The following is a 21179-nucleotide window of genomic DNA, read 5'->3' on the forward strand; positions in this document are numbered from 1 at the left end:
AATTCCTGATTTAAAGTGTCACATTAAGTCCTACAGATACCTTTTTGATAAAAGGGTAATTACCTCCTTGACTGACATTGGTCAGCTCAGCATTTAAACCATCAGGCAAATGATCAAAGTTGAATAGATTCTCCCCAGACACATACATCCTTAAGCGACTGACCTTTAACTTACTCAACAAAGCTTTATTAAGAGAATAGCCTAATGTGATATTTTGGACCCTTAGATAAGCACCATTTGAAAGGTACTTTGTTTGCGTCCTTAAATTACCACCATAGTTACCTCCACCATTAGGGTAGTTTCTTGGATAAAAAGCATTGGTATTTTCAGGAGTCCAATAATCCAATTGATGTTTATAAATGGTTGTAAATTCAAAGGTATAAGGGAATACAACTGGATTGCTAATCCATACATCACGCTTACCAATTCCACGTATGAATAAAGAGAAGTCAAAGTTTTTATAAGAAACAGATCCATTTAATCCAAACTCAAATCGTCTATTTGAGTTACCAATGATCGAACGATCACCAGGGTCAGAAAGCGTACTATTACCTGTAAAGATTTCTCCATCTCCATCTAAATCAACATATTTGATATCTCCAGGATTTTGGTTCACACCATTGTACGCTGGTACACCTTCTTTAAGCTGTCCATTCAGCAGATTCCCATCTAATGACCCCTCTACAAAGTCATCGACTGTATAATAACCGTCTGTGGTAAAACCCCAAATCTCTCCTGCCATTTGTCCGACATAATACTGACTCAAGAGTCCCGCTTCGTTCTTGAACTTGGTAATTTCAGTAGAATTATCATACAAGTTAAACCCTACACTGTAATCGAAGTCACCCTGTCTTTCTCTCCATTTAATATCGAGTTCCCAGCCTATGGTCTTCAAATCTGCCACATTCTGCAAAGGAGCATTTGCCCCCAAAACATTTGGTAATTGAGAGCCTGGCGCTAGCATATCTAACGTCTGCCTATTGTACCAATCAAAAGCTGTGTACAACTTATTTTCAAATAAACCAAAATCAACACCAAGATTAAGCGTTCTTACTCTTTCCCAAGTATAGCTCGCACTCACCAAGTCAGGAGCACTTAAGCTAACTGCTCTTGTTCCAGCGTCCACATCAATCCATCCTGCGTTGTAAGTAGACATGGTAGGCAAATAAGGGTAATTCCCCCAAGTGTCTTGAATAGCCTGGTTTCCTATTTCTCCCCATGAAGCCCTTAGCTTCAAATTGGTAATGGACTGTGCTATATCGGCCATAAAAGGCTCACTGCTTACTTTCCATGCCGCCGCTACTGAAGGGAAAAAACCGAATCGATCGCCTTCAGGGAATCTAGAAGAACCATCGTAACGTCCATTAATCTCCAATAAATACCTGTTTTTCAAGGAATAATCTACCCTACCAAAGAACCCTATAATGCCATAGTCTGTATAACCATCATTGACATTAATAACACCAGTAGACGTAGACAGACCGGGATTGTCAGGAGATATCAACATTTGACGAGATGCACTAAAAGATTCAGCTACAGAAACCTGTTGATTCATCCCCAACATAAAATTGAGCTCATGATCTCCCAGCTGCTTATTATATTTTCCATAGAGATTTACTGCATGATAATTACGCTTCCAAGAATTCGTCAAATAAGAAGATTGGCTTGGCTGATAAGGAGAAATTGCCAAAGTAGCAGGATTGATCATGGTGGGGGTATAGGAAGGATCCTGTACTTCTGTTCTTTTCTTTTCAAAAGTATATTCTGCGTTCAATTCCATTCCCCTAATTGGCTTCAAAGTAGCCCGGCCGAAGAAACGGACCAGCTCATCATAGTTTTCACGCATTGGAGAATACTTTATCAAATTAGCCGGAGTGGCAAACGGTAAACTTTCTCCATCTATTTCGCCCATTCCTATAGGTGTTGCAGAATGAAAATTAATTGCGCTATAATACATACTACTCCAGCTTCCACTCACCGGTCCAGTTCTAAGACCATTCTTATAAAAAGAATTGAAGGTCGTACTAAATTTTGGAGTTATTTGCGTGGTTAGATTAAGGTTTACATTATAACGGGTATAGCTATCCTTGTCAGTGACCATGATTCCATCTTCATCATTGTACCCCAGTGAAGCCCTATAGGTAGTCTTTTCAGATCCTCCAGTTACGGACAGATTATGGATTTGTTCAAATCCGCTAGCACCGAGAAACTCCCCATAAAGGTCATTTTCACGTACATAATACCGAAGCCCACTATCATCTGTGATATAACCATCAGGATAAGCACTTGGATTGGCATTATATTCATTAATGTTGCCTAACCAAGTATCTACATCTTGGCCAGTCCAATAAGTCTGCTGTCCCCAATCTCTCAATGCAGAAACAAATTCCAAAGGAGAGGCCTTTTGGGGCAAAGTACTTGGTTTGGTAAAACCAAAATTATTGGAATATTCTAATTTCATGGGTTGATTTTTTCCACCAGACTTTGTGGTAATCAAAATCACCCCGAAGGCGGCTTCCGCGCCATAAATGGAAGCTGCTGATGCATCTTTCAATACGTTGACACTTTCGATATCCCTCGGATTTACATCATCCAAGCTCATTGGAATATTATCCACCAAAACTAAAGGACCAGAACCAGGATTGATAGATTCAAAGCCCCTGATACTGATTGAGGTTCCAGAGCCCGGCTGGCCGCTACCATATGTAATTTGAAGCCCAGGTACAGACCCTTGAAGAGCTTTGGCTGCATCAGTTACCGGACGATCTCCTAACACTTTGTCCATCTTTACCGTGGTTACCGCACCGGTTACATCCTCCCGTTCTTTTGAGCCAAACCCTACTACTACTACTTCATTAAGGGCTGACACTTCTTCTTCCATAATCACGTTAACTATGGTTCTGGCTCCTACAGCAACCTCCTGAGACATATATCCAATTGAAGAAAAAACCAATACAGCTCCTTCTTCTGGCACACTAAGCGTGTATTTTCCATCAATATCAGTAACTGTCCCTCTAGTGGTTCCTTTTAGTAATACATTGACCCCTGGTATTCCCTCCGGTTCATTTTCTGAGGTAATCGTTCCTGAAATCTCCTTTTCCCTAACTTCATTTGCTAAGGTCAAAGTCCCCTCTTTTTGGACCCTGCTTACACTAATGGTTTCATTTACCTGTCTGAACCTCAAATTCGACTGCTGTGATATTTCCCTAAGGTATTCCTCCACAGAGGCTTGTGCTTTGCTTACATGCACTTTCATTTTCAAATCCACTCCTTTATCTGTAAAGAAGAAGCTGAAAGCGGTCTTTTGCTCAATTTTGTCAAACAATCGCTTTAGCGACGTTTCAGAAGTATTGAGCTCAATCATCACTTCTTCTATATCTTTCGCCTGAGCACTTGCCGAAACGGCCGCCAAGGAAGACATAGCTAAAATCATGATCATGCAGCCACAAATAGCATACTTTGTTGACATGATTAAAATTCGTAAGTAATTATTCATATTTTAGATTTTGATTGAAACATTGGGTTTTATAAAATATCAACTTATCAATTGACCGTTGGCAGTTGATACCTAAATTCGGTGTTGCCGGAAAGTATTGGCGTACTTTCCGGTTCTTTTCATACAATTTCAATACATAGGCATTAATGGGTTATTTTAATGGTTACTTTATCCTTATCAATAGCAAAGTCAAAGCTCATCGAATAGCTCAATACATCAAGCACATTATCAAGGGATTCTCCATCCCTAAACTTGCCTGAACCTTTTACAGCGCTCGCATCTCCCTTTACAGTTATGGTCACACCATACCATCTTTCCAGCTCTTTGATAATTTCAGGAAATGGAGTCCTATTAAACTCCAAAACCCCATACATCCACTGGGTAATAAATTTCATATCTATCTTTTGCTTTTTCAATGAAGGAGAATTTCCCTTTACCACCGCTCCTTCACCAGGGTCTAAAAACAAAACCTGATCTGTCACTTCATCACTGACACTCACTTTTCCAGTTAAAAGTGCCACCTCAATTTTTTCATCCTCAAAAGCTTTAATGTTGAATGACGTACCTAAGGCTTGAGTAATTAACCTATGGCTTTTCACCTCAAATGGATGCAAACTATCCTTCTTCACTTCAAAAAATGCTTCGCCAATTAAAGTTATTTTCCGATCATTAATAAAGTCTTTTGGATAGGTGATGCTGCTCTCAGAATTTAAAAACACCATAGATCCATCAGGAAGCCTAATTTTTGTCTTCATACCAGATGGATTGGATTTCGTTACAAAAACTTTCTCCTGAATTATTTCCTCTTTAGGTACCTTTTTAAAAAAATTAAAAGTTAAAAGTGACAATAAAAAAACAATGGCCATTGAAGCCGCAATTTTCCAAGCCAACAATCTTTTCCTATTATCCATTAACCTAACTTCTTTCTTATGGGACTTTGAATGAGTTAGTATTACCTCATTATTTTTCTTATGATGAGTCTTTTCTAGTAATGTTTCAATGTCTAACTCTACATAATTTTCATTTTTATAAGGCTGATCCCAAGCGTCATCTATGGCAGCAGACAGTTTTTCTCTCCCCCCTTCGGATAAAAACCATTCCACAAACTCTTTCGATTCCTGTTCAGAAAGTTTGTGTTCCAAAAAGTCTTTTAATTGTTTATACCTATCCATTTATCTCGCCTTGTAATACTATATAGACGCGAAGTAGACAAAAGACCCAGTACGCTTAAAATATTTTCTGATTATCCCCAATGATGCCAGTAACCATAAATCCTTTGCTTAAGTGGTCGGAAGCCTGTCTAACTGCCAGATAGAACTGAAGCCTAAAGCAGAGGATATCTCAATCAAACAAAACGATCGTTTCCATTCGCTTTTTATCTTTTCTGGTACAGTTGCGGATATACCTATTGTTAAAATGTTTCCTTACACGTAAATCACTTGTTTAACCTATTAAATGGATCAACTCAAGCATTTACAATGTAGCTGTTCTTCAGTATGCATTTATTAAAGCCCGGTGCTACAATTTGACCAAAGCAGGATAGCAACCTTTGTGTTCCTCGAAATATGTGGCAAGAAATAAAATCTTATCTGAGCTATCTGATCCCCCAACAATTCGAAAAATCAAATCATCCATTCAGCTATTTAATAGTTGGAAAAATATTGGCTTATCGCGATGAGGGATAGAAGGATTGCCAAGGTTCTTATAACCAAAACATTGAAAGGTGTGTTTCCAAGTTTTCCCAGGACTTAAGGTGTAGACAAGCCTGAATCACTGATAAGAGAAACACGGGATAAACACGGGATAAACACGGGATAAACACGGCTTAACTAGGGGTTAAATACGGGTTAAAGAGTCAATGTTAAAAATGTTACATTCATTAATATGGACCATTTTCACACCAGTAACCTGAATCCCACTGCCTGTCCGCCCGCAACGGAGATTCCATGGACCTAGCAGGGGCAGTAGAAAGGTTTAGACAATCATTTCTGTGAGATCTGAGCTGTTTTTGAGAGAATGTTTTGAAGGGTTAAATGTAATGGTGAGATAGCGGATATACAGAAAATATTTTTACAAAGAATTGACACTCACTATCAAACAGCTAACAATAAGGAAAACCAGTGAAATTATTTTTGAACCCAAAAGCTTTTCTTTAAGGGATTTGTTAGCTCTGAAAAAATGATTCTTTACAGTCTTTTTAGAAACCTGAAGTTGATCAGCTATTTCATCAAGACTTAGGTGATCAAAATTCTTCATCATAAAGACTTGTTTTTGTTGAGGAGGAAGACTGTCCACCACTTTACATGACTCATCCATCAAGTCTGAAAAAATCACATAGTCTTCCGTATGATTATGTCCTTTCTCGGTTGTCATGAACAAATGATCCTTGTAAGCAGAAAGCTTCACCTGTCTTTCTATTTGCCTGATGACGATAGACCGTGTTATGGTAATTAAGTATGCATTGAATGACAATGAAGGATCCAGATTTTCTCTATTTCTCCAAATTTTGATAAATACTTCCTGAACAACGCCTTCAGCATCTTCATGACTCAATCGCATTTTTCGGGAGACGTGATAGATTTTCTTGGCGTATTTCCTAAATAGGCTGTTATAAGCCAATTCATCACCCTTTTTCAAGGCTTCCACCTTGTCTCTATCTATATCTTTCCCTGCTTTAAACATTTATATATTATATTCTTGCTTCGAAACACATTCTGAACAAATTTTCCAGAACCGAATCACCTTTAAATATAATAATAACAAATAATAGAAAAAATGAAACTAAATAAAATTAATAAAAAATGATATGAAAGATTACATACTTTCCTAAATCTACTTTTAGGGTTTATGCCTTAGACATTAATTAAGAACCATTGATACAATTCATATAATGACATGCCACAACCTTATTTCAAAATTTGATATATTTGATTTTAAATTAGCAAAAAAATTAAGTAAGCTTCCTTAAGCTGACTAAATTTCAAAGCCATAACCTATCTTCATATCCATGAGAAATTTCAAAAACTTCCTTCTAGGACTTGCCGGAACAATATCCCTTCTTTCCTGCCAAAGCCAAGAAAGCAATGAACAAAGCGCTCAGCAAGCCAAGCCAAAAAGTAAACCTAACGTGTTGGTTATTTTTACGGATGATCAAGGCACCTTCGACATCAATGCCTTTGGCTCTGAAGACCTAGAAACACCCAATCTTAACCGAATTGCCCGTGAAGGAACCAGATTTACCCAATTTTACGCAGCAGCCCCCGTTTGCTCTCCTTCTCGTGCCAGCCTATTGACCGGTAAATTCAACTTCCATGCCCGTTTGTTTGGCAATGTGGCCCCGCCTCATGCTGATCCAGAATTTAAATCTGGATTGCCGACAGAAGAAATCACCATGGCTGAGGTATTCAAAGAAGGAGGCTACAATACCGCATTGATTGGCAAATGGCATTTGGGACACAGTCCAGAAAAACTACCTAATGGTCAAGGTTTTGATTATTTCTTTGGCCACCAAAGAGGGTGTATCGACAACTTCTCCCATTTCTTTTTTTGGGATGGCCCCAATATGCATGACCTTTACAGAGACGAAGAAGAAGTTTATTATCAAGGAGAATTCTTTGGAGACCTCATGGTGGATGAAGTAAAGAAGTTCACAACACCAGAAAAAGAAGATCCCTTTTTTATTTATTGGGCCATTAACATGCCTCACTACCCTTATCAGGGTAAGAAAAAGTGGTTGGACCACTATAAAGACACGCCAAGCCCAAGAAAAGAATATGCAGCATTTATCAGCACTTTTGATGAAATGATCGGTGAAGTGTTGGATCATTTGGAAGCTACAGGACAACTGGACAATACCATTATCGTTTACCAATCTGACCATGGCCATAGCACTGAAGAAAGAGCCTTCTTTGGCGGTGGTAACAATGGCCCTTTCCATGGAGCCAAGTTTTGTATGCTTGAAGGAGGGATTCGCGTACCTGCCATGATCCGCTACCCGAAAGCAGTACCGGCTAACGAACTCAGAAACCAAATGGCCAACAGCATAGACTGGTTGCCTACCTTGGCTGAGCTGACCAATACTGAAATCCCAAATATAGGCGAGATAGACGGTAAGAGCTTGATGCCAATCATCAAAGATAAAAACGCTCCCTCACAACATGATGTGCTTCACTGGGCCACTGGTGACCCTGAAAGCACCACCAATTCTTGGGCGGTGCGAAAGGGAGATTGGAAGCTTCATGGTAATCCTTGGGATTCTGAAAAAGAACTTGAATTTGGTGAGGATGATAAATTGTACTTGGTCAATATGGCTACTGATTCAACTGAAACGACCAACCTTGCTAAGCAGCATCCAGATAAACTTCAAGAATTGCTAAAAATTCATAAGGATTGGAATCAGCAAATGATCGAATTAAAGAACCAATAAAGCTTTTCCTACACTTCATTTGGACCCTCTATATTTCGGTATAGAGGGTTTTAATTTATAAATATTGTAAATCACATTTAATATGAAACATCTCAATCTGCTCGTCATCTTTCTTCTGATGACTTCTTTCAGAACTTTTGGGGCAAATACAGATACCTTGGAAATCATCAGCCATGATAAAATCACTGTGGTTACTGATCCTTCAAAAGGGGAAAAAGCCTACACTAATTGGGCTGTTTTCCCTGATAAGGATGAAGCCATTCGAAAAATCATCATGAAAATCAAATTCGCCTGTCCTGACAATATGCGTTGTGCAGACTGGGATTATGTAGATCACATTACCTTAAAGCGTATCGGGGGGAAAGATGGGGAAATGATGGATTATGAAATCGGACGTATGCTAACACCTTACGGTGGTGCTTTTGGCGAAGACTGGGAATTTGACTGGGCAGTTGATGTGACAGACTTTAGCCTTCTGCTAAGGGACAGTGTTGAGATTGAATATAAACATACCGGCTACGAACCCAATAATGATCGTGGATGGAAAGTAACCGTGGCCTTCGATATGATAAAAGGCCAGCCTGCCATGGAACCTATATCTATCACTAAAATCTACCAAGGACAGTATAGATACGGCGATGAAGAAAATCCAATTGAGCAGACCTTAAAACCTATTACCGTATCCAAAGAAAGTGAAACATCCCTAGGCCGGTTTAGGGTCATCCAAACAGGCCATGGTATGGATAGACCAGATGGCTGTGGTGAATTTTGTAACAAGTTTAGGGACTTCCTTCTCGATGGGAAAGTGATGGCCAGCAGACAAATCTGGAAACAATGTGGAGAAAATCCACTTTATCCCCAAGCAGGCACTTGGATTTTTGATCGCGCGAACTGGTGTCCTGGTGATTTGATCCAGCCGGACATTTATGATTTTGAATTCAGCCAAGCTTCTAGAACGGTTCAGCTGCAAATGGAAAACTATGCCTCTCCCAAGCCAAGCGCCAACGAACTGATTTCTGCTTATGTGATCCAGTACAAATCTTATGTAGAAAAGAATGATGTCTCTATTGAAGATGTAATTATCCCTTCCAATAAAGCCATCCACAGCCGAGAAAACCCAGCTGCTTTTGGCCCCACCATCATTGTCAAAAACAATGGAGCCAACACCTTAAATAGCCTGCAAATTGCTCATGGAGGTGAAAGTCAAAAACCGATCAAATTTCAATGGAAAGGCAATTTAAAACCGGGAGCAACAGATACTATCAGAATGGATGGACTGATCCCACAAGAGGGAAAACTGCAATACCATTTTGAACTGAGCAAACCTAATGGAAAAAGAGATGGATACATTGAAGACAACCAAATGACTTCTAGCTATTCCCTTACTCCTGTTCATGAACCAAACTTGATTTTCCATTTGGAAACCAATCATGCAGCCGAAGAGAATGCTTATAAAATTATTGATGCTAAAGGGGATATCATTTTTGATAGAGCGCTAAGCACTTTGACTGCAGACACTACTTATAAAGATTCGCTCCACTTACCTTCTGGAGCATATCGGTTGCTACTGACTGATAAAGGAGGGGATGGCCTGGAGTTTTGGTACAAAACAAAGGCTGGGCGAGGAAAGGCCATCTTACTCAACCAAGAAGGCAAAATCCTCAAAAGTTTCGATTCTGACTTTGGCAGCAGCATTACCTATAATTTTACAGTAGGAGAAAACACTGACCCTATCAAAGAAGACGAAATCTCCTTGGGTGTATTTCCTACCCGAACCAATGACTTCACCTATTTTGATTACCTTTCCAACAACCCTGAAGAAGTTTTTATCAGATTGATAAAAGATCCCAGTGGAGAAGTGGTCGAAGAGCATCATTACCTTGATTTCAAGGAAGGAAGACTTACCTTTGACCTGAGCAGGTACCCCAAAAGCCGGTACTACTTCCGCGTCTATGTCAAAGGAAAAGTGGTGTACAATAAACGGGTACGCGTCAAAGAATAAATGAAACAAAAAACTCCGGGTTAAATCCAGCCCGGAGTTTTTTGTTCTATCCATATATATAATCTCCCTTGTCTATATTCGGAAGAATATCTTCTTTTTATATAGCCAAAAGCAGATGTACCACATCGCAAAAAGCACCAAAAGACTGAGCACAACAGCAGCCCCCAACTCTCCAATCCATGCAAATAGAGCATTAGAAAAAGGAAGTAAAATATCACGGATCAGGTTCGCCCCACCCACATGGGCAAAGAGGTAAATAAACAAGGGGTTCAGTCCGACGATAGCAAAGAACCACACGCCTCTCTGATTTTTACGAACATCTATCCACCAATAACAAATAACCAAAGCAATCAACGACCAACCTCCAGAAGCAAACACAAAACTACTTGTTGAGATCCGCTTAATAATGGGAGTTAATGGGCTAATTCCATAACCAATTATCAAAGCCAAAAGCCCTGCCAAGAATAACACCTGGAGCTTTTGCTTATCTGAGCTTTTCCTGAGTAGCAATTGTCCAGCGCAAACACCCCAAATGGTATGAGCCGCTGTAGGGATGGCATTAAACATGGCCCAGTGACCTCCATCTTCTTTACCTGAAATCAATATATTGAACCAAGCACCAAAGTTCTCCCCTGCAACAAAAGCTTGATCAAAGCCCTCTACAGGAAAAAATCTATACAGCAACTCACTGATCAATATCAACAAAACAGAAAAACCAATCTGAATCACCGGAGATTTACGAAGAACCCAAAAAGCCAAAATATAAGTAACTCCCAATTGAGCCAATACATTCTGAAAGCGAAAAACTATCCTTCCAGGGCCGATACAATACAAGGCCCATCCCAAAATCAATAACCAAAAGGCCCTCAAGTAAGCATGCTTGCTAAGATGGGCGTAGGAATCCCCATTCTCCATTCTTTTGGCAAAAGATAGGGGCATGGCCACTCCTACAATAAACATAAAAAAGGGTTGGATCAAATCCCAAAAATGCAAACCTTCCCATTCCACATGATGAAACTGTTCTCCCAATGCATAAATAAAAGTCCCTTCCAAGTCAGGAGAAACCAGATAGGAAAATAGGTGGGAAAATTCTGCAATCAAAAGAAACATGGTCAGTCCTCGATAAAAATCGAGAGACAATAGTCGATCATTTGAGGTTTTAGGTATTTCGGGCATGTTCGAAAACAAGGTTAGTGTCCTTTAATTTACTAACATTAGCATTATTTCCTTTCTCATTTTCAATCTATATCAACGCAAAATAGGCTGCCTCGAAATTTCGAAGCAGCCTACCCATTAATAAAAAACAGCAGTTAGTAAAGACCAAACTCAGCCAAGTGGGTGAAGGATACATTTTCACCACTTCCATTGTCATGACCTTCTGTAACCGTGACCTTAATATATCGGAAAGATTGAGACAAAGTAAAATCAACCATTTCCTTAGTAGTATCACCAACTGAAAATTCACCCAAATCTGTCCAGCTATTGGCATCATCACTGATTTTGACATGGATGGTTTTCACCCTACCATTATACTTATCCAACCGCTGACCAAGCACCATTCCATGAACTGTTTCGCTCTGTGTTAAGTCTATGGTGAAATGGTGCGGGTAAGGAGGATTAGCATGATACCACTGAGAATGCCAAAATGTATCATCCTTCCCATCCAACATATTGGAAGCTGCCCCCTTGTTGGTACCGCCACCGACCAACTCTTCCGAGGAGACATCAACTACCGCCCAATTCTCCTTGGAAATTTCATTAACCTCCTTAAGCTCCTCATCGATATTTGGCTGACCTCCTTCATAGGCATAAGCATATTTCAGCACCGTAAAATTGCCATTTACATGACAGAATCTTACGCGCAACTCAAACGGATATTGTTTAAAATCCTGGTCAATTCCAGCCAATGGCATGGTAAGGGAAATACTATCTCCATCAATGATATTTTTGGTTCCCCAAGTAATGGCATTGTAATCTCCATCCCCGTCGCTTGTTTTGGGATCATTGTAAACAATCACACCATTGATATCGATATCAGACTCAAAGCGACTCTTCAGGTATAAGTTCTCTCCATCTGCGTAAATCCGCATTGATTTCAGGTTAAAACCCAAATCACCTTGGTAGTGATCGCTTCCTGCATCTTTGTTCATGATTTGATTGTTGTTAAGAATCAAGGCATCGGCAAAAGTCAACTTCACTTGATCAGGCGTATCATTAAACTCATGGTTCCCCCAAGACATCATGGAAGTCCAGCCATCTGTTGCTTTATGCTTGTTGTGGGGCAAATTCAGGCCATGTCCCAACTCATGAATGGTTCCACCTATCCATAGCTCATCACCCTGCCTGCTACCATCCTGCCAATATCTCATATCATAGTTTAAGTAATCCAGCGCATAGCACCACTTTCCAAGTCCATAAAAAGGCACACCTCCAGCATCCCAACCATTTTCACCAGTACGGCTAGGCATAAACACCAAAGTGTGCGCCCCTGCCTCCTCTTCAGGATGTGCATTAAAGTAGGACCTGATCTCATTTCCAGCTGCATTCCCCCCTCCCTGATAGGGATAATCATCTTGCCCCCCTTGTCCTCGAACCACAATCACTTTTACATAGTCAGGGTCTACTTCACTCTTCAGTAGTCCAAAGGTTTTGCCGGGAAAGCCCAATTCGGTCATTTCATCCCGAAACCAATCCTGCATAAACAACATGATCCCGGATAACCGCTCGTGATAATTTTCTAATGGCTCGATATCTGCAGGAACAAAATAAACAACGTTCAAATTATAGTTATAATCCGAGACATAATTGCCCAAATCAACTACTACTTCTTCTTCCTCCTCTTCATCATCCACCACGGGAGGATCTGGCTCAACATTCTCCATAGAACAACCATAGAGTCCCAAGAACAGTAGAAAATACAAAATTTGATTTTTTTTCATTGTGGTTAGTTTTAGTATTAAAAATTGGTTTAGTAAAGTCCTATTTCCGCGACATGCACAAAGAATTCACTTTCTGTTCCATCGTGATGTCCTTCTGTAATTGTCAATTTGATGTATTGGAAGGTGGCAGGAGTATCAAAATTAACAGCACCTCCATCTAATGGTATACTGAGCGTTTCCAAAGTAGTCCATGTGGAGTTATCTGAACTGACTTCCACTTTAATGGTTTTTGGCCTTCCGTTTTGTTTGGATCGGTTCTGTATAATCAGTCCAGTGGCTTCTTTTGACCCCCCTAAATCCAACGTGATATAATGTGGATACCCTGGATTACCGCCAGCCCATTGACTGTGCCAAAAAGTAGCTGGGTTTTCATCGATGGCATCCGCTGCACGCCCATTATCAGCCCCTTCACCGGATGTCTCTTCTGAAGAAAAATCAATTACCGACCAATTTCCCTTATCAAATGGAATTACTTGATTGTCCAGTGCTTCATCTACTCGAGCCGTCAAAACAGAAAGATCAGCACCTGGTGTATTGGTTTGTATGTTTGCAAAGCTTACAGATTGTTCATCAGCATGGGCATAACCGCCTGAGCTCATATAAAACTTACTCGATGATCCTTGTAAAAGTCCTCCTGCATAATCATCTCTACCCTCAGGTACACCATCTGTATGTGTCATACTGGCCCTATTGAAGTTGATCCAGTTACCACCTACTTCCTTGCCCCAAATGTTGTAATATTCAGCCATTCGAACTTCCTGTCCATTTCTGTTTCCGAAATTTTCTAAAAAAGAATAGAATCCATCAAAATAACGCTGTTCTTTGGGAGCTCTCCATGTGGCCATGTATTTCCAGCCTTCAGCCTCCACATCCTTGAACCAAGCGGACAAAAGCACTGTGTTATTATTGTTCCTTCTGACATTCATTATAAACTTCACAGGAACAGCTGTCTCCCAAGGATATTTCCAATAAGACTGCCCTCCCGTTCCTTCATTGCCAAAACCACCTGCATAAACTTCTTCACCTTTGTCAACCAAGGTCACCAAATCCTCTGGATTTACATCTTCCCGATCATCTGGCACATCTGAGCTATCCCAAACAGAAAAAAGCACCCTTCTTTCTGAAGCACTATTGACTTGAATCCCAAAGTACCCTCTATAAAATCCCAGGCACATGTAAAAAGTATACATTGGATCAGCATTTTGGGGAACATTAATTTCTCCATACAACCAATCATACTCCCTAGCAACTTGATCACCTGGCTTAAAACTCAAATGAACTGAAGGAGAGGACAACCATTTGGCATACCTAGCTGATCCTTGATCAGTTAGAAAAATAAAGTCATCCACCTCTGCCACTTGGGCACCAGTCTTAGAGATAGGGTCTAACTCAAACCTATAAAAACCTTTTTGACTGATTTGGATGGTATCAAATAAAGTTTCCTGAAAACTTCCGGAACCACTTACTACTGCATTGGAAATTTCCTGAAAACCCTCATCGTTGGGTGAAGTAATTTTCAATTGGAAATTAGTCTCTCCCCCTTCAGCAATTTTTAACGATATGCCCGTAATATATTTCCCGGGGGTCATTTCATAATACCCTACCAAATTATGGTCAACGGATGTCCAATTCTCCACTATGTCCTGATCTGAATCAGGATTATAACTCATCGCAGGGTTTTGACCATCCCAAGGTTCCATATACGACTTATTAGCAGGAATCAATTGCCTATTAGCATATACCGTCTCAGTTTCAGTAGAGTCAGGCTCATCAATAATTGGACTGACATCCTCTGCCGCACAGGAAACACAAAAAATTAAAACAAATATCGGAATAAATATATAGCTGAATCGTTTCATGAAGATTTAGTTAAAAAAGCAGGGCCAATAAATGTTGGCCCTACAGGTTGATAAAATAATTTATTTACTGTCCATACAAATACACTTCTGCAAGAAATGTAAAGAAGTTTGACCCTTCTAAAGCCGTCACTTTAATATATCTCAAAGTTGGATTGGACACTAATCTAAATTTCTGCTCATCATTTATTTGCTCAAAATCAAACTCTCCTAGCTCCGTCCAGTTTTCATTATCCGTGCTTCCTGAGAAACTTACCTTGGTCATCCCTCTAGAGTCATTCTGTCTATTCACTAGACCTATTCTACTGATTACCTTCTCTTCCTTTAAATCAATTATAAAGTAATGTGGGTAATTAGGTTGGGACCAAGACCATGGAGAATGCCAAAATGTACTGATATCGTCATCATACAAATTAAACTTCTGACCTTCTTGCTCTTCTGCTGAAATATCAATCACTTCCCAATTCGCTTTATCTAATTTTTCTTCAGCGTATGGTGCCACAGAAATCATCTCTGAATCTGATAACAAACCTGTTGGGTTGGCTACATAAACTTCAAAAGTTTGTTCTACAGCAGCCACATCTGTGATTTCCCCTTGACCTTGAACATCACTGGAGTTAAAAACTTCCGTTTTGGGCTGACCATTTACATCTGTGTATTTCACATTGATGGCGACTTCTCTTTCTGTAACATTTTCCCAAAGCACTTTTACACTACCAAAATCCGGTATGAGTTCCACTGTTTCCGCCACAAAAAGGTAAGGAGGCTTATTGGGAGTAACTGAGACCATCTTCGAATCTGATAGGTTCCCATTTTTATCACCCAAGCTAATTTCAAAATCATACGCTCTTTCTTCCAACCCTGCAATTACTGCCGTTTCAGCATACTGACTAAACTTTTGGTGTTTGTTTTCCCCAGCAGAGTTTTGATAGGTCACTTTCACAAATACTACATTGGGATCTTGTGGAAAATCCCAACTAAAAACCACTTCTCCATATCCAGCTTCTGCTTGAATATTACCTGGGCCATCAGGCAGTTTTACCTCCTCATCTTCCATACAAGACGTGGCAAAGCCCAAAAGCAATAGCCCATATATATATTTAATCATTCTCTTTTTCATAAATGCTTAATTTTACCATCCCGGATTTTGAACTAAATTTTGGTTGATCTCCAACTCGGAAATTCTAATTGGAAACAGATAATAAGAAGGTGAATTAAACACCCTGTTTTCTGTATTGACTACCCTATAAAACTCATCAGGAGAATTGGCAGTAATATTCAAGCCTTGGGCGGCCACATCAAATTCTTCTACCCCTTCTTTCCATCTTCTCACATCCCAAGCTCTGTGTCCCTCAAATGCGAGTTCAATGTTTCTTTCTTGCTTGATAATCTCCCGCATTTCCGCTTTACTAAAACTGGATTTACCTACTAACGCCCAAGATTCAGCAATGGTGGGCACACCCGAACGGGTTCGGATTTCATCCAAATATTCAATTACTTCAGTATGTCTAGCCGCTCCGTAATACTCGTTCAAAGCTTCTGCATAGTCCAAATAAAGTTCTCCCAACCTTACCAATGGCCAAGGGTAGTTAACCATTTGATCTTGACTTGCTGTAATAATGGTTTCAGGATGAACACCTTTTTGAACCAAGTAGCCAGTTGGAGAATAATTATTTTGTCCACTGCTCCAGCCATGTTGTTCTCCTTCTCTGAGATACATTGGCACTTCATCTCCATTGGCCATAAAAGTTCCTCTATCAAAGGCTATTGAAGCATAAAATCTAGGCTCTCTGTTTCGGTGCAGTGCAATGGTACTATCTGCCAAATCATAGCGATCTTCATAATCAAACTCCGGATCGACATCTATTGGCAGACCGTTTTTGGTGTAGTATTTTTCAACCATAGAAATTGAAGGAGCTTGGCCATTATAAGCTGCACCGGCTACCCTAGGCATACTGTGACGCTGCCAACCGTAATATCCCTCTGGTATGCTGTAACCCCAAATCAATTCCTCATTCCAAGGCTCCACCATCGAATAACGGTAGTTGTATTTACCTTGCTCACCTGTCCCTCCTTCTACTGCAGTATGTTCATACAACTTGATTCCCATAGCTTCAGCTTGGTCTATTGCTTTTTTTATTTCTTCCGCAGCTCGCAACCATTTCTCTTCCGAATAACTGGTATTCATCAAAGGCGTTCCATCTTTGTTAGTGAAACCATCGTAAAACTCCGAATTCCCATTGAACAAAGGACTGGCCGCATATAATAGCATTCTAGCTTTTATGGATTGGGCAATTACCTTGGTCACCCTTCCTGCTTCACTCGATGAAGCAACATTATCTGGCAATAACTCTACCGCCTCATCAAATTTGCCAGCGATAAAATCCACACAAACATCATATGGTTTTCTTGCCGCGAAATAAACTTCCTCAGGAGCATCAAATGGTACCTCATTTTCCATAAGAACAATTGGCCCATACTGCCTCAATAGATTGAAATGGTAATAAGCGATCAAAAATGTAGCCTCTCCTTTCATTCTGGTAATCTCCGCAGCTGTAAAGCCCGGGGTATCGTCAATGTTATTAAGGAAAATATAGCACTGTCTGATCCCATCATACATATCTATCTCCCCACTAGGGGTCCAATAGTCAAAAAATGGATCTGTCGCATTTAACTCTCCTCTCATCATTCTTTTGGCATAATAATGAGAGCGATCCCAAGGAGTCACCATCTCATCAGTACCCCACAAAGCAATTGCACTGAACATATCATTCTCAGCAGGCATAAATCCATAAAGAGAGTAAAGGAAGTTCATTGCTTCATTGGGACGCTTAAAAGCATCTTCAACGGTACTTACATCATCAGGGACAATATCCAAATAGTTACATGAACTCACTGTCAAAGCGCCAGCCATGGAAAGCCCCAAAACAACTTTATTTATCTTATTTTTCATTGATATCATTTCTTGCAATTTTAAAGGTTAATCTGAACACCAATATTGATCACTCGCTGTGGCGGATATCCCAAACCATTTCCTCCACCTTGCTCTGGATCCCATAATTTGAACTTGCTAAAGGTCATTAAATTCACTCCATTGGAATAGAATCTAACTTTTGGATTATATTGGTAACCTATTTCTGCATTTTTCAATCTGACAAAAGCACCATCACGCAACCACCAAGAAGAATTTTGAGTATTGTTTGGATTATCAAATTCTGAAAGTCGAGGATAGAAAGCATTGAAATTCTGGTTTTCTTCAGTCCAATAGTCATCCGCTATCGCTTTCAGCACATTTCTTTCGTTTTGGGCAAAAGGCTGAATATTATTGATAAAGAAAGAAGTGTTGGCCACACCTTGGAAAAGAACACCAAAGTCAAATTTCTTGTAGATCACATTTACACCAAAACCATAGGTAATTTCTGGCACCGTAGGATGCCCCATAGGCACGCGGTCATTCGCATCAATCTGCTCAAAACCATCATAGTCCTGAGATACATCGGTATACTTGATATCTCCAGGGTAATACTGTCCACTAAAAGTCTGGGTGGAGGAGGCATCTATTTCAGCTTGGTCAATAAACAACCTCTCTGCCTGCAATCCCCACAATTGGTTGATTGGCTGACCCACTCTGGACAAGTATGGATATAATCTATTAGGTTCGTCGATTTCAAGAATTTTGTTTCTGGCAAAAGTAAAGGTACCTCTTGTCGAAACCATCAGATCCTGACCGAAAGACTGATTATAAGCCAAAGTAAGGTCAATACCTTTGTTTTCAACCTTACCCAAATTGGCATAAGGCTTTGCATCACCCACCCCGATAGTACCAGGAACGGTATTTCTTTGCATAAAAATCCCGCTTCTGATCTCTTTGAAGACATCTACATTCAACATCAACTTACTGAAAAGTTCCAAGTCCATTCCGAGGTTAAGCTTCTTGCCTTCTTCCCAAGTGATATTAGGATTGGCATAACGATTGATAACCACTCCATTTCTCGAATTATTAAAGTTCTCCCCAAAGGTATATCCTGCCCCATCACCAGCACTCAAGTTCACATTACTTAGATAAGGGAATCTCTCGTCGCCAATACGATCATTACCTGAAATACCAAAGGAACCTCTTATTTTCAACAAACTAAACGTATTGGTCAGGCCTGCAAAAAACGCTTCATTGCTCAGCACATACCCAAAAGCTACAGATGGAAAGAAACCGAAGCGTTTACCTTCTATAAAGTTTTCCGATCCATTATAACCAAAGTTGGCCTCTAGCAGGTATCTTTCGTCATAAGCATAAGTTACCCTCCCTGAGATTCCTTGGTTTCTACTTGGAAGAGAAGCTGTTAAATTTCCTCCTACAATATTGGTATTATATTGCCTTTGTAAATACACCAAAAGGCCTCCCACATCATGTTTCTCAAAAGAACGATTGTAGTTTAAGGAAGCTTGGAAAAAAAGAGATCTGTCCCCATTATTGGAGCCCGACTGCGCCAAAGCTTCACGCCCGCCTTGTCCGATCAGCCCCAAATCATAAATATATTGACCAGTGGCTTCATCAAATTCATACCCAGTCATTTCATAGAAATAAGGTTCGTACGACCTAGTGATTTGTGAAGAAGTCCAATTTTTAAAAGAAGCCAATCCAGCAAATGAAAGCCCTTTGGTTACCACATCCAGGTTTTGTCTGATCCGGACTGTCGAAAGCAAAGTTGAGTTGTTTCTTTCCCTATACCCTTTTACCAAATCAGCGTAAGGGTTATAAAATGCATTGTTTACAAAACCACCGGTTTTATTTCCAAACCAGATATACCCCGTTTCTTCTTGAGCTGGATAGGTTACAGGAAAACGAACAGGGTTTGAATTCATCACATTTCCAAAAATCCCAGAAGCATCTACCGCCGGACCATTGTAGTCAATGATATCTGCATTGAGGTTCAGCTCCAATTCTGTGGTTGGAGAAACGTTGACAGTGATGTTATTGACAAAATTATAGCGATTCTGGTCAATATTATTATTGAAATCATTGACATCAGTTTTACGCAAAATCCCTTGGTCTTTATAATAGGATACCGCCATATAGTATTTAGCCATCTTACCTCCACCACGAACATTCACATTGGCATACTGACGCGTGGAATAATCTTTAAATAATTCATCCATCCAGTCCACATTAGGAAAAACATATGGATCCAAACCGTCCCTTGTACCTTGTATTTTTTCTTCGGTATATTTAGCCGGCTGAAAAGGGTTTTGATTTCTTCTTGCGGTATTGTACATCTCCATAAAAGTCACCGCATCCGCAAACTCTGGCAATTTGGTAGGGCTCATAAATGAGTTTTCCATCATGATATTCACCTGCGGCTTATCTAAAATCTCCCCTCTTTTGGTTTCGATCAAAATCACACCATTGGCGCCTCGGGCACCATAGATAGCCGTCGCAGAGGCATCTTTAAGGATAGAGAAGTTCTCAATATTCATGGGGTCAATGCTGTTCATATCTCCAATGGAAATCTCTATTCCGTCCATAAACACCAAAGGATTGGTGTTTCCAAAAGTGGCCAGACCTCTGATCCAAAATTGGGCTGCATCTCTACCCGGTTCACCCGAACGCTGTACGGCCACTACTCCTGAAAGTCTTCCCGCAAATGACTGGGAAAGATTCGAAGTGGGTATTTTTAGTTCTTTTGGTTTAATGGTGGTCACTGACCCCACCACAGAAACTTTCTTCTGCTCACCAAAACCAACTACGACTACTTCATCCAAAGCTTCTTGATCTTCTTCCAAAACAATTTCATAAACACTGGAAGCTCCAATGTTTACCTCAAGAGATTGGTATCCAACAAAAGAAACTTTAACAACAGGATTGGTTGTGGTCAAGGTAATTTCAAAGTTGCCATTTATATCAGTGGCTGTACCGTTAGTGGTGCCGACTTCTATGATGTTTGCACCTGGAATAGTCACTCCACTTCTATCCATCACCACACCACGAATCTTTCGCTCATCTTGCACTTTGGAAAGTGTAGCACCCTCCTGTTTTAAGCTTAAGCCAATGGAGTTATTGATTTGTTTGTAATTATAAGGAGATTGGTTTTTCACCTCTCCCAGGATCGACTTTAGATCATTGCTGTTTTGATTTACGCTGATTTGATAGCTCAGGTCAAAATCCCCCTTATAAGAGAAATTAAAATCAGTTTGTTCTTCGATCAGTCTGATCAAAGACTGCAGGGTATACTCTCGGCTGTCCACCTTCACAAAAGTGTCCTTAAGGTTTTGAGCACTTAGGTTCCCCGCTAAGCTGACGGCCATTGTAAGGCCAATGATTGCAGCGAGACATAGCATTCTTGTGGTTACCCTCATAAGCAGGATAAGTAGATTTTTTTTCATAATTTTATTGTTGTAAAGAGTTTAAGTGATTTTCTAATTGCTTTACTCCAGTTAAGGCAAGGCTGTGCCAGCAGCTTTGCCA

Annotated in this window: 11 protein-coding genes; 2 read left to right on the forward strand and 9 right to left on the reverse strand. The window is 40.1% G+C overall.

Annotation, left to right across the window (positions count from 1 at the left end; translation table 11 throughout):
• Positions 1–10: 10 nt before the first annotated feature.
• The 3 genes from IFO69_RS03485 to IFO69_RS03495 all read right to left on the reverse strand — a co-directional run bounded on the left by IFO69_RS03485 (position 11) and on the right by IFO69_RS03495 (position 6178).
• A complete protein-coding gene (locus IFO69_RS03485) occupies positions 11–3469 on the reverse strand; it encodes a TonB-dependent receptor (protein ID WP_225443965.1) in 3459 nt (1152 codons plus the stop codon).
• 170 nt (positions 3470–3639) lie between these two features.
• Positions 3640–4668 (reverse strand): FecR family protein, encoded by a 1029-nt coding sequence (locus IFO69_RS03490; RefSeq protein ID WP_192008319.1) that lies wholly within the window; start codon positions 4666–4668, stop codon positions 3640–3642.
• 898 nt (positions 4669–5566) lie between these two features.
• Entirely contained in the window at positions 5567–6178 is a 612-nt protein-coding gene (locus IFO69_RS03495; protein ID WP_192008321.1) for an RNA polymerase sigma factor, read from the reverse strand.
• Between the two features lie 325 nt (positions 6179–6503).
• Here IFO69_RS03495 and IFO69_RS03500 point away from each other — a divergent pair, with 325 nt between their 5' ends.
• Together IFO69_RS03500 and IFO69_RS03505 are read left to right on the forward strand one after the other, a co-directional pair.
• Complete coding sequence (locus IFO69_RS03500; protein WP_192008324.1) at positions 6504–7922, forward strand: sulfatase family protein; 1419 nt, start codon at positions 6504–6506, stop codon at positions 7920–7922.
• 82 nt (positions 7923–8004) lie between these two features.
• On the forward strand, positions 8005–9924 hold the full coding sequence (locus tag IFO69_RS03505; protein ID WP_192008326.1) for a peptide-N-glycosidase F-related protein: 1920 nt from the start codon (positions 8005–8007) through the stop codon (positions 9922–9924).
• Between the two features lie 72 nt (positions 9925–9996).
• On the opposite strand, the gene IFO69_RS03510 is transcribed toward IFO69_RS03505, so the two are convergent.
• The 6 genes from IFO69_RS03510 to IFO69_RS03535 form a co-directional block, all read right to left on the reverse strand.
• Positions 9997–11100: an acyltransferase family protein gene (locus IFO69_RS03510; protein WP_192008328.1), complete on the reverse strand. Its 1104-nt coding sequence runs from the start codon at positions 11098–11100 to the stop codon at positions 9997–9999.
• Between the two features lie 134 nt (positions 11101–11234).
• A complete protein-coding gene (locus IFO69_RS03515; protein WP_192008330.1) occupies positions 11235–12863 on the reverse strand; it encodes a discoidin domain-containing protein in 1629 nt (542 codons plus the stop codon).
• A 29-nt stretch (positions 12864–12892) separates the two neighbouring features.
• Complete coding sequence (locus tag IFO69_RS03520; protein WP_192008332.1) at positions 12893–14722, reverse strand: DUF3472 domain-containing protein; 1830 nt, start codon at positions 14720–14722, stop codon at positions 12893–12895.
• A 64-nt stretch (positions 14723–14786) separates the two neighbouring features.
• Entirely contained in the window at positions 14787–15839 is a 1053-nt protein-coding gene (locus tag IFO69_RS03525; protein WP_192008333.1) for a DUF5126 domain-containing protein, read from the reverse strand.
• A 12-nt stretch (positions 15840–15851) separates the two neighbouring features.
• Positions 15852–17672: a RagB/SusD family nutrient uptake outer membrane protein gene (locus IFO69_RS03530; protein WP_192008334.1), complete on the reverse strand. Its 1821-nt coding sequence runs from the start codon at positions 17670–17672 to the stop codon at positions 15852–15854.
• Positions 17673–17692: 20 nt separating this feature from the next.
• Complete coding sequence (locus IFO69_RS03535) at positions 17693–21097, reverse strand: SusC/RagA family TonB-linked outer membrane protein (RefSeq protein ID WP_192008335.1); 3405 nt, start codon at positions 21095–21097, stop codon at positions 17693–17695.
• Positions 21098–21179: the final 82 nt, after the last annotated feature.

The sequence above is a fragment of the Echinicola arenosa genome, from assembly GCF_014841125.1.
Taxonomy (GTDB): domain Bacteria; phylum Bacteroidota; class Bacteroidia; order Cytophagales; family Cyclobacteriaceae; genus Echinicola; species Echinicola arenosa.